Origin of the sequence: Pseudomonas sp. P129 (assembly GCF_020312195.1) — a bacterium.
Taxonomy (GTDB): Bacteria; Pseudomonadota; Gammaproteobacteria; order Pseudomonadales; family Pseudomonadaceae; genus Aquipseudomonas; species Aquipseudomonas fragariae.
This window is the reverse complement of record NZ_JAGPYS010000003.1, coordinates 75590-87644: the sequence shown is the minus strand read 5'-3', so window position 1 is coordinate 87644 and position 12055 is coordinate 75590. Positions and strand designations below refer to the sequence as shown.

Sequence of the window (12055 nt, the reverse complement as noted above, 5' to 3'; positions counted from 1 at the left end):
AAGTGCCGGCCAGCCCAACGAAACGTTCCGAAAGCTTGCCTCCGGTAAAAGTGAACGGTGACTGCCTCAGCCAACGTTTCAATGACCTTTAGCTCTCCCAGCACAAGGCTCACAATTTAAAGATTCACAACCCAGACCTAAAAGCACCTCCCGCATTATTCTGCGATCTCACCGAGAAGCTGTTGCGCGCTCTCTTCCCATGTCAGCCACGGCATCGTCACCGATGTAGGGTGCTCGCCAAGATCAAACAGCTGCAGCCAGGCCAGCACCGCGGCTGCAAGCTCGTCAGGGGTCAACCCCCGGAAATAAAACGCATGCTCACCTGCAATTTCCCTGAACACGGGCAAATCGCGAATGATCATAGGTATGTGGTGCTGCGCAGCTTCGATCAATGGCAGGCCAAACCCCTCGCCTTCCGATGCCGCTATCAGACACGTCGACGTCGAGTAAATCTTTTCGAGGTACTCATCACTGATGCCTTCCAGCCAGAAAAGCCTGTTGCCTTTCTCGGGATGGTTTTCAAGGCGTGCGACCAGCTCGTCCACAAGCCAGCCCCGTTTCCCGACGATGACAAGATTAATGTCCTGCCCCTGCTCCCAGAGACTTTCAAAAGCAGAGAGCGTTTGCGCATGCCCTTTGCGCGGTTCTACGGTACTGACCATCAGGAAGCTTGGCTTCTGCGCCAGACGTGCCAACAGCTCCCCTGCATCATCGGGCAGACCTGCAGAAGGCAGGCTGTTGTCAATATCGGCCCCCAAGTGGAAGCTTTTTACATTTGGCTTGTTGCCTGCGCACTTGTCCACATTGTCAGCAAGCCACTGCTTCAATTCATCCGCAACTGCACCCGATATGCAAATCAGACTGCTAGCGACCATGCTGATTTTCTGCAGCCAGTCGTTGAACAGCTCAGCATTCGGCGCCACCCACCAGTCAGGGCGGTGGAACAGCAGCAAGTCGTACACTATGTAACTGACCTGTACGCCCATCTGCCGCATCTGACTGTGCAGCGGATAGAGTTGACTTGCCAAGTGCATGTTCAAGTCCAGAGACAGATAGATATCGTCTTGGGCGAAGTCGATAATGGCGTCTGTCGTCTCGGAAAACTGATCATAGATGCGGGAGGCAAAGGCATTAGCATAATAATACTGGCCATCCGCGAAGTAGATCGGACGAACAGTCAGGCCTGCTGGTTGGTCATTCAAGAACTCGTGGAGCAGACTGCGTACGACGCGTTGAATACCTGATTTGGCATCACTGTGAACGATGCTGGATACATCAAGCAACAGCTGCCTGTGATCAGAACCTGCAAAGTCGAATGCGATACTTTTCGCAACCTGGAAAAGCTCGATGTCAGTAGGCGCAGTGTCCGAGAGTGAAATCAGTCGCTCCAGCAATGCAGCTCCAGGATCAGGTAGGTCAGGCTGATCAGCAGCAACCGACGAATGCCTCGACTCCAAAGCTTCTATGGCTTTTTTCGCAGACTCATCCCACGAAAACTTCTTGCACTGCTCCCCCGCATTGGTAAGCAATCTTGAGCGGAAGCCCTCGTTTTCTAGACCTTCCATCATTTTCGCAGCGATGGAGCCGACCGAGAACGGGTCGAACAGCGCTTCATCGAACCCGATGACTTCCGGAACACTGCTGCAGTTAGAACCGATAACCGCAGCGCCGCATGCCATGGCTTCCAGCACCGGCAGACCAAAGCCTTCATGGGTTGACGGGAAGACAAACAGCTTGGTCAACGAATAGAGGGCGATCAGGTCCGCATCATTGACGTAGCCAGTGAGTACCAACTCCGAGGCCTTGACGCCATATTGCTCTGCGAAGGCGAGCAGTTCCATTCGCTGCTGAGCATGCAGCTTGCTTGCGATAACCAGCTGGTGCCTGGCCTTAAGCGCGTTGGGCAGCGTGCTATAGGCTTCAAGCAAGCGAGCGAAATTCTTCCTGGGGTCAAAGCCGCCCGGCGCATAGAGAATGAACTCGCTTTTCACGCCCAGACGCTCAAGTATCGCCGAGCTTTTGCTCAGATTCACTTCATCCGGGATAAACTGCTCACCGATAGCCGCGGAAATATTGGCTATTTTCGCTTGGTTAATGCCTAGGTGCGTCACCGCCTCCTGGCGCGAGGAATCGGAAATGGCCAGCAAAGTATCGGCTTTTTTCAGCCAGTCTATTTTACGGTGGTAATAGTCTTTCAGCTCTGCAGTAGGAAGATAGACATCCTCGTTCATGAACGGAATCAGGTCATAGAGGATTACTGCGGTTTGATGCGTTGCCGGCACAGCCCCAACGGACGTCACTGCGTTCGCCCAATAGCCTTCAAACAGACTGCTGACCACTACCGCATCGGGTTTCAGCGTGGACAAAAAGGACTCTCTGATGACTTCAGATGCTCTCGCCACCCAAGGAGTCGGGTTCGCATCACCCGGCACGTCAAATATACGTATGCGGCTCTCGGGAATAAGACCAGAAAAGGCAGCCCTTATGTCAGGAATGCTTTCCGACATGCAGTTGTTCAGGGCCAGCCATATCTCATGGTTCCCGGCATTTCGTGCGATGGCCTGAGCCAATGACAGAGAATAGCGACCAATACCGCGAAAACGACTTTCGGACTGAGCGCCCTGTAGATCAATGACAATACGCATTAACGGTTTTCCTTGCGCTCAAAAGCCAGCTTCAAATCGGAATAAACACGCGCCACCCTTGGGCTTGCTGTCGGAAAACCATCGTCAGTCGCCTCTGTTGCAGCCGTAACAGGCGTCACTTCATGAGGCCGGGGCTGAATAATTCCGTGACGCAAGGCAAATTGCCTGACGCTATTCAAAAAATTGGGATATGCCTGAGCTTTATTGACAAGACGCGTGCGTAGGCGCGGCCTACTCAAAACAAAGCGTATCGAGCGGGCCAACACAGAACGTACCACTCGCTTGAAGAGACTCGAAGGTACTCTGGACGCTTTGCTGGATAAACTGGCCGACGTGCGAAGCGGCCGAGTTATCCGCCATGACCTACTATTTTCAAACTGTGCAATACGTGCCTCATAAGCGTTCGCTGTAAGCCACCAATGATGCGCATTGTTCAGCGATTGATCCAGTTGAGCTTGAATCTCATGCATCTGCGCTTGTTCGACCTGGTTCTCGTTGGCTTTCAACCACCAGTGATGCGCATTATCCAACGACTCCTTGAGACGGGCCTGGAGCTCATCGACCCGCGCTTGCGCAGAGACTGCGTCTGTCACTTTAGTAACGCCGGTATCCTGCTGCAGTTGCGCAACCTGCGCCTGAAGCTCTTTCAGGTAAGAAAACGCTTCATTCAAGCGCGCTTCTGATTCATTCATACGCAACTGTGCAGCTTCTTGGCCCAGCTGAACACTATGAACACGCGACTCAGCCAGTTCGGCACGCAGTGTCACCTCACGTATCCTGGCTTCAACTTCGTCGTTATTTTGCAGGGCGTGCACACTGCTCTCGAGGTGCTTGCCTTGTTCCTGAACATGAGAGAGCTGATCACGCAGTTCAGCTTGGGTCGCAGCACCCGATTCTTCCAGCGTACGCGCAATTTGCTCAAGTTCCTGGCCGCGTTGCTGAACCTGATTCAACTGCTCACGCAGTTCAGTCTCAGTCGCAGTACCTGACTCTTCAAGCGCACGCACAATTTGCTCAAGTTCCTGACCGCGTTGCTGAACCTGATTCAACTGCTCACGCAGCTCAGCGCATGTAGCGTCACTCTTTTCAATCCAGCCTGCCACCTGGGAGTCATAGCGGCGCGAAAGTGACTCCAGCGACATGCCGTACTCTTTACCGAAAACGGCGTCGAATATCTCCAGCTGTTCGGGAGCAGCCGCTTTTTGTGCAACGATCGCGTAATCCGGACTGACACCGTGCAGCACGCTGAATAAATCGACAGGCCCGCCTTCGGAAAGCGCGACGGGCTCCTGAAGGCGTAGCAACTGAGAGCGGCTAAATTGAGAGTATTCGGTCAGAAAGCTCAATAGCAAATGCGGTATGGGACAGGTATGAGTAGGGTCCAGATAAAATGTCTGCGTCCCCACTACTAGATTTTCCGAGTTAGGTGTTTCCAGAATAAGCAGCCCGGCAGGTTTTAGTACTCTCAGCGCCTCGGCGACCAGCACTTTGAGATCGCCAAACGGGATATGCTCGGCGATATGAAAACCTGAGATAACGGTCATGCTTTCATCTGGCAAGCTTCTCAGCTTTTCCAGCGCATCAACGTTTTCGACCGGCAATCCCAAAGCCGTACAGGCTTCAAGCATACCTACGTCAAGATCGATACCGAGCGCCTGGAAACCATTCTGGATCAAGATTTCCAGCCACTCGCCTCGACCACAGCCAAGATCCAGCGCCTGGCCATCCGGGTAAAGCTGGTGCAGCGGCTTCAGGAACGGCACGTAAACCTGCTGGCGTTCATGGATCAATTCGCGCGAGCCACGATAACGATCTTCAAAGGCACGGTAGAAGGGAACGGTCATCGACTGAACTCCACAACAGGCGGCAGCCATGCCAACCCAACAAACTCGCTTTGCGAAATATTGACTACATTGAACACGAGCGTTAAATCCACCCATTCATAATTGCGTGATAAATGACTGTCTGTTGTGTGGAGTGCCACCGCAACTGAATACGAGCCCACACCCAGGTTGGCTGGGAAGTTGAAGGAGTAATCCAGAGACTCTCCTGCCTGCAGATCAACGACCTTGCAGCCCATATGATGCGTGTTGGTGCCGTAAACAGGCTGTCCCAGGCGATCCTTGATGAGATACCCCACTACCAGCTCGGGAATTGCACTGTTGACCTGAGCATTGATGCGCAAGGACACTGGCTCGCCGACGGAAACGTACTCAATACGCTCACCGGCAGCATTGTGCAGACTGACAGCGCCGATGGTGGCTTCTCCGCTGCCTGAGCGAGTCTGTACCGAACCATCCTCGAGCTCTCGGAGCTGTACCGTTGCGTTTTCCTTTTCGGCAATCAGTGCATTATAGAAATCCATGACTTCTTCAGGCTTTCCATCTTTTATCACCGTGCCTTTTTCAAGCAATATCGCTCGGCTGCAAAGCGCCTGAATGGAACCTCGGTCGTGAGACACGATGAGTAATGTCGTTCCCTGAGCCTGGAACTGACGTATGCGCTCGAAGCTTTTATGCTGGAAGTAGCTGTCGCCGACAGATAACGCTTCATCAACAATAAGTATTTCAGGCCTGATCGCTGTGGCAACCGCAAACGCAACACGCATCTGCATGCCACTCGAATACATTCTCACCGGTTCGTCGAAATATTCGCCGATCTCTGCGAATGCCTCGATTTCATCAATAACCCCGTTGATCTGATCAGCACTGAACCCCATAAGGCCGGCGGCGTGATAGACGTTCTGACGCCCGGTCAGGTCGGGAGTAAACCCCATCCCCAGCTCGAGAATAGCGGCGATACGACCGTTGACCTGAACATGCCCCTCAGTAGGCTGCAAAGTCCCGGTTATCATCTTGAGCAGCGTCGACTTACCCGCCCCGTTCTGCCCAACGATTCCTATCGCCTCACCTGGCTCGATTGAAAAACTGATGTGTTTAAGGACCCAGTGCTCTTCGCTTGGCTTGGTAGGTATGCCGAACCAGCGACCAATACGCTGAAACTCGGAGGCATAGACACGATAGGCCTTGCCCAGATTACTAACGCTCAACAGACTCATAGTACGTCCACCATCTCCGGCGCCGCCCGGCGAAACATGAATAGGCCCAGCAGCATCAGACCTGCAGCGACAGCGGCGGTGATGGCCATACTTTGCAGATCAGGCGCTCGCGCATAAACCAGAACGTCGTGGTAAGCACTGACGATCGGAAACATGGGGTTGATGCCCATGACGCTTTTGAATTGCTCGGGAATGATATTGACCGGGTACACGATCGGGGTGAACCAGAACCACACCTGCAGCAGAATCGGAATGACCTGACCGACATCGCGCACAAATACGTTCAATACACCAAGGATGAGGCCCAGACCGACAGCCAGGGCGGTCACCACGAGGGTCAGAGGAATCAGCCAGAGCATTTGCCAGTGCGGCCAAAGGCCCAGTGCAGCGAAGACAAGCAGTATCGCGGCAAACAGCAGAACATAATTGAGCAGGCATGAGCCTGTGACAATCACGGGCAATGTGATGCGTGGAAAACGCATCTTTTTCATCAGGTTGCCCTGATCGATGAACAGCGTCAGACAGCGACCGATGATTTCCGCAAAGTAGCTCCATGCCAGCATACCGGCCATCAGGTAGACCGCATACGCATACTTGTTGTCGATGCCCGGTAGTTTGGCAGCCAGAACGTTGGAGAGAACCAGCGCGTAGATCGCAACCTGTGCCAACGGGTTGATGATCATCCACAGGCCACCCAGGCGGCTGCGGGCGAATCGTGCGGAGAACTCATTGCGTATAGATGAAAAGACGAATCCCCGGTAACCCCAAAGGCTTCTGAACAGCTCCAACATTGATGACTCCTGAAGAGGGTGAAGTCGTGCTTACCCTGAGTGTTCCTGTTCCGTACAGTTAATACCCGACTCCCACCGCAGTGGGCGGAGCGCTGGTTTCACCGAGCTACGAAACGCAAAAAAACAGAAAAAGGTTTCTGGGGGCGCACTATATCGCCTTCGCTGGAATAGTCACCGTTTAGTCTTTAAATCGGCACGTTCAAAACGAATTATTCATGAGCCCAGCAGACGGAAAATCATGAAATTCTTCTGAAAATCAGGCAATTGCAGAACCGTTGCTTAACGGCCATGTCATGGACGTTTCCGAACGGCTCACGTGCAATGATACCCTTTCGCCACCTCTGCTATCACAGTAGTCACTCGAGAGCAGAGCCGGCGAGCCGTCGAACGGGCATAATAAATGCCACACAACAAGGTGCAACAGTCGTCTACACGCTTGCTAACCTGTATCATGACCCGCCTCGAATACAGCACTAGCCCCCCGTGAACAAGCTGGGGCACCCGATCTTTGATGGAGTTAAAAAATCTAGCATGAAAGCAATCATTACCGGCATTACAGGTCAAGACGGCGCTTACCTGGCTGAGCTGCTGCTCGAAAAAGGCTATACCGTTTACGGCACCTATCGCCGTACCAGCTCCGTCAATTTCTGGCGTATAGAAGAGCTCGGGATCCAGAACAACCCTAATCTGCATCTCGTCGAGTATGACCTGACTGACCTGTCTGCCAGCATTCGCTTGCTGCAAACCACGGGCGCTACCGAGGTCTACAACCTCGCTGCACAAAGCTTCGTGGGCGTTTCGTTCGAACAGCCGTTGACCACTGCCGAAATCACCGGCATCGGCGCAGTCAACCTGCTGGAAGCCATCCGCATCGTCAACACCAAGATCCGTTTCTACCAGGCATCGACTTCCGAGATGTTCGGCAAGGTCCAGGCCATCCCGCAAGTAGAAAGCACTCCGTTCTACCCGCGCAGCCCGTACGGCGTTGCCAAGCTCTACGCGCACTGGATGACCATCAACTACCGTGAGTCGTACGACATCTTCGCCACCAGCGGCATCCTGTTCAACCACGAGTCGCCACTGCGTGGCCGTGAGTTCGTAACCCGCAAGATCACCGATTCGGTTGCCAAGATCAAACTGGGCCTGATCGAGTCGTTCGAACTGGGCAACATGGACGCCAAGCGCGACTGGGGTTTTGCCAAGGAATACGTCGAAGGTATGTGGCGCATGCTGCAGGCTGATGAGCCGGACACCTTTGTCCTGGCCACCAACCGCACCGAAACCGTACGCGACTTCGTGAGCATGGCGTTCAAGGCCACTGGCGTGACCATCAAGTGGGAAGGCGAAGCCGAGTCGGAAAAAGGCATTTGCGCAGACACTGGCAAGGTACTGGTTTCGGTCAATCCGAAGTTCTACCGCCCAACCGAAGTCGAGCTGCTGATCGGTAACCCTGCAAAAGCCAAGGAAGTCCTGGGCTGGGAGCCTAAGACCAATCTGGAAGAGCTGTGCCGCATGATGGTCGAAGCGGATCTGCGTCGTAATGAAAAAGGCTTTTCGTTCTGATGAGTATTGCTGGCAAGCGCGCACTGATCACCGGAATCAACGGCTTTACAGGCCGTTTCATGGCGAACGAGCTTGCCGCCCAGGGCTGTGAAGTCCTTGGCGTCGGCAGTCAGCCTTCGGACAGTCCCGGCTATTACCAGGTGGATCTGGCAGACGTGGCAGGTCTTCGCAAGCTGCTGGCAGACACTCAGCCGGATATCGTCGTGCACCTCGCAGCATTGGCGTTCGTCGGGCACGGGGCAGCGGATGCTTTCTATCAGGTCAACCTGATCGGCACCCGTAACCTGCTCGAGGCGATCGATGCCTGCGGCAAGGTGCCTGACTGTGTGTTGCTGGCAAGCAGCGCCAATGTCTACGGCAATGCTTCCTCCGGCATGCTGGATGAAACGACTCCGCCCGCACCGGCCAACGACTATGCCGTGAGCAAACTGGCGATGGAATACATGGCGAGCCTCTGGCACGCCAGGTTACCCATCGTCATCGCCAGGCCGTTCAACTACACCGGCGTCGGGCAGGCAGAAAACTTTCTGCTGCCCAAGATCGTTTCGCACTTCGCACGCAAGGCCAGCACCATCGAGCTGGGCAACCTTGACGTGTGGCGTGATTTCAGTGACGTACGCGCCGTTGTCAGCGCCTATCGCGGTCTGCTGGAAGTCTGCCCGGTCGGGCAGACGATCAACGTCAGCTCCGGCGTGACGCACTCGCTGCGCGAAGTGATCGACATGTGCCGGGACATCACGGGCCAGGATATCGACGTTCAGGTGAACCCTGCGTTTGTCCGGGCCAATGAGGTCAAGACCTTGTGCGGCAACAACGCTCGCCTGCGCGCATTGGTCCACGACTGGGAGACCCCGCCGCTTCGGGAAACCCTGAGCTGGATGTTGCCCTCCGCTTGATTGGTTGGCAGTTACAAAATAAGGCCTGTCTACCTGGTAGACAGGCCTTTCCTTTTTAAACACCCTTAAAGCCCGTGGTGAACGACTCAGCACGCATGGCTGAATCAGGCAGACGATGATCAAGGTTCTTCACTTCTTCAAAACCTACTACCCGGACACCACTGGCGGGATAGAGCAGGTCATTTTCCAGCTCGCTCAGGGCTGCCGTGCGTTCGATGTAGAAAGCCAGGTGCTGACGCTTAGCCCATCCCCCTCACCCACCCGCCTGCAGGTCGCCGACCATCAGGTCACGCGCGTGAAGGAAAACTTCAATCTGGCGTCCACGGGCTTTTCTGCCAAGGTCTTCAGTCAATTCAGGGAAATGGCCGCAGAAGCCGATCTGGTTCATTTTCATTTCCCCTGGCCGCTGATGGATCTGGTGCATTTCGCCACCCGTCATGGCCGGCCAACGGTGCTCAGTTATCACTCGGACATCATCAAGCAGCGCACGCTGCTGAAGCTGTACAGCCCGTTGATGAACCAGTTTCTCCAACGCATGGACCGCATTCTGGTGGCCTCGCCCAATTACCTGCAGACCAGCGAGACCCTGAAGCCCTTCGCTGACAAGACCGTGGTCGTGCCCTACGGGCTGGATCAGTCGGCCTATCCGGTGGTCCCGGCGCAGAAGCGATCAGAATGGCAGCAGCGCGTGCCGGGCAAGTTCTTTCTGTTCGTCGGCGTGCTGCGCTATTACAAAGGTCTGCACACACTGCTCAGCGCCCTGGAGGGCGTTGATTACCCGGTGGTGATCCTCGGTGGCGGGCCTCAGGAGGCTGAACTCAAGGAGCAGGCCGAAAAACTGCAACTGCGCAACGTGCTGTTTCTCGGTCGACTGGATGATGAGGACAAGGCGTGCCTGCTGCAGATGTGTTACGCCCTGGTCTTCCCTTCCCATCTACGCTCGGAAGCGTTCGGCATCTCGCTGCTTGAAGCCTCGATGTACGGCAAGCCGATGATCTCCTGCGAGATCGGCACCGGCACGACCTACGTGAATATCGACGAAGAAACCGGCCTGGCAGTACCACCGGAAAATCCGCTGGCTTTGCGCGAAGCGATGCGCCGCTTGTGGGAAGCCCCGGAGCAAGCGGCCCGCTTCGGCGAGAACGCGCTGGCACGTTTCCACAAGCTGTTCACCGCCGAAAGGATGTGCGCGTCGACTGTGCAGGTCTATCACGACCTGCTGAAATGAATGTCGTCTCTCGATGAATAAAAAAAGCCCCATCACTGGGGCTTTTTACTGACCACTTGGCGTATCACCCCAACCGAAACCGCGCCGTATTGTCATTCAACGCCCGACTGCCCTGACTCAAGGTATCCGCCGCCTGATTGACCGCACGGGCGCCTTCCAGCAAACGCCCTGCGGCCTGATCGACCTGCTGGATGTTGCTGCTCACTTCATCAGCGGTCGTCGCCTGTTCTTCCACGGCGGTCGATATCTGCGCCAGGGTATCGGTCACACCCTGCACTGCCGTGGCGATTTCGCCCAGGCGGATGCCCAGCCCGGTTACCGACTGGGCATCGTTGACGGCTTGTCCGCAGGCCGCTTCCATCAGGTTGACCGCCTGCGTCACGGTGGAGCGCAAGCTGTCGACCGTTCCGGCGATCTGAGCGGTCGAGGCCTGGGTGCGCTGGGACAGGCTGCGCACTTCATCGGCAACCACGGCGAACCCGCGCCCTTGCTCGCCGGCGCGAGCCGCCTCGATGGCTGCGTTGAGGGCCAGCAGGTTGGTCTGTTCGGCGATACCGCGAATGGCATCCACCACTGACTGGATCTGCTGGCCCTGCTCGCTGACCCGGCCCAGCGCGGCAGCAGTCTCGGTCAGCCGCTGATTGAGTTGCTGGATGCTGTCGGTGGTGCGCTGGCTGTCCTGGCTGCTTTGCTGGGCAATCTGGCGCGTCTGCCGGGCGCTTTCCGATGCTTGCTCACAGCTTCTCGCCACGCCTTGGGAAGTGGCAGCCAGCTCGGTGGCTGCGGCGGCGATCTGACTGATCTGTTGTTGCTGGTCCTCGACTTCGGTGAGCGTCCCGCTGGACTGAGCACTCAGCGTCAGCACGGCGTCGCCGACGCGAACGGTTTCCTGATTGACACCCAGCAGGCTGGTACGCAGCTGCACTACCGCGACGTTCAGCGCGCGGCTGATGGCAGCCAGCTCGTCACGGCCCTGCACAGCCACTTCCACACACAGATTGCCGTCACGCAGGGATTCAGCCAGCGTGGTGATGCCTCTGGCGCTGTTGCGAATCGAGGATTGCAGACAGGCGAACAGATAGATCGCCATGATCACCAGAACACAGAAGACCACCGCCATCGGGATGAACTCCGTGTTGGAGTTCTCATGGTAGTAATCGAGGCGTCCATTGAGCGCGTCAAGCGATTGCCTGCGCAAATCCGCCGTGCTGCTGGTCAGCGTGTCGATGCTCTTTTCGAACTCTTCCGGTTTGAGCTTGATGCTGCCGCCGAAAACACCTTCGTCAATGACCTTCAGCTGTGCTTCCAGCACTTGCATCACCGCAGCGTACTTGTCGGCCCACGGCTGCAACTGCTCAGGGAGTTTGGATAGCAGCAGGCCGGCAGCCTTTTGCATCTGGTCCTTGGAATCATCGATGCGGCCACGCAGGTCGCGCATTTGCAGGCGGCTCTGCAGGCTGAACTGCCCCGATGCCACCGACGTCTGCCCCACACTCGACAGACGACCGATACGCTCGATCAGGTCCGGCACTTGCTGGGTGGAAAGCTGCATCAGCATGTAGGTTTCAAGCCAGGGGTCGAGAATCAAACCGCTGTCCATCGCGATCTGCTCACGCAGCGCCTGGACCAGATTCAGCACCGTGGTGAAGCGGTCGTAGCCATCAGGCCACCAGCCCACCGTGCGCAATGATGCCGTGTCCAGACCGGTGACAGCAGCTTGAAGCGCCTTGAAACGGTTCATGGTGTCGGCAGGAGCTTTCTCTTCAACCAATACGGCCTGAACGCCCTGCAGCGCGTTGGCAATTCGAGGTATCCCTGCATCGACGCTGGCCATCGCCGCCTTCGCCGCCGGGGTTGGCTCGCGCAGAATGTCG

General features: G+C 55.9%; 8 protein-coding genes. 3 read left to right on the top strand and 5 right to left on the bottom strand.

Features of this window, described 5'->3' with window-relative positions:
* Positions 1–155: 155 nt before the first annotated feature.
* Genes KBY02_RS10110 through KBY02_RS10095 form a run of 4 tightly spaced genes read right to left on the bottom strand, consistent with a single transcriptional unit; the run spans position 156 to position 6494 of the window.
* Positions 156–2645, bottom strand: coding sequence for a glycosyltransferase family 4 protein (locus KBY02_RS10110; protein WP_225650283.1), 2490 nt, complete (start codon positions 2643–2645; stop codon positions 156–158).
* The gene (locus KBY02_RS10105) at positions 2645–4489 is read right to left on the bottom strand and encodes a class I SAM-dependent methyltransferase (protein WP_225650282.1); all 1845 of its coding nucleotides are present in this window, start codon (positions 4487–4489) and stop codon (positions 2645–2647) included. The genes KBY02_RS10110 and KBY02_RS10105 overlap by 1 nt, the downstream gene beginning before the upstream one ends.
* Positions 4486–5703, bottom strand: a complete 1218-nt coding sequence (locus tag KBY02_RS10100; protein WP_003345312.1) for an ABC transporter ATP-binding protein — start codon at positions 5701–5703, stop codon at positions 4486–4488. Before KBY02_RS10100 ends, KBY02_RS10105 begins: the two co-directional genes overlap by 4 nt.
* On the bottom strand, positions 5700–6494 hold the full coding sequence (locus tag KBY02_RS10095) for an ABC transporter permease (RefSeq protein WP_225650280.1): 795 nt from the start codon (positions 6492–6494) through the stop codon (positions 5700–5702). The genes KBY02_RS10100 and KBY02_RS10095 overlap by 4 nt, the downstream gene beginning before the upstream one ends.
* Positions 6495–7025: 531 nt before the next feature.
* Between KBY02_RS10095 and gmd the strand changes: the two genes are divergently transcribed.
* The 3 genes from gmd (at position 7026) to KBY02_RS10080 (ending at position 10181) form a co-directional block, all read left to right on the top strand.
* Positions 7026–8057 (top strand): GDP-mannose 4,6-dehydratase, encoded by a 1032-nt coding sequence (gene gmd, locus KBY02_RS10090; protein ID WP_003414986.1) that lies wholly within the window; start codon positions 7026–7028, stop codon positions 8055–8057.
* Positions 8057–8953, top strand: coding sequence for a GDP-mannose 4,6-dehydratase (locus KBY02_RS10085; protein ID WP_011266714.1), 897 nt, complete (start codon positions 8057–8059; stop codon positions 8951–8953). Before gmd ends, KBY02_RS10085 begins: the two co-directional genes overlap by 1 nt.
* 115 nt (positions 8954–9068) lie before the next feature.
* Entirely contained in the window at positions 9069–10181 is a 1113-nt protein-coding gene (locus KBY02_RS10080; protein WP_011266713.1) for a glycosyltransferase family 4 protein, read from the top strand.
* Positions 10182–10245: 64 nt separating this feature from the next.
* Here the strand turns inward: KBY02_RS10080 and KBY02_RS26530 are convergent, their stop codons facing one another.
* A complete protein-coding gene (locus KBY02_RS26530; protein ID WP_373686960.1) occupies positions 10246–11271 on the bottom strand; it encodes a methyl-accepting chemotaxis protein in 1026 nt (341 codons plus the stop codon).
* Positions 11272–12055 lie beyond the last annotated feature (784 nt).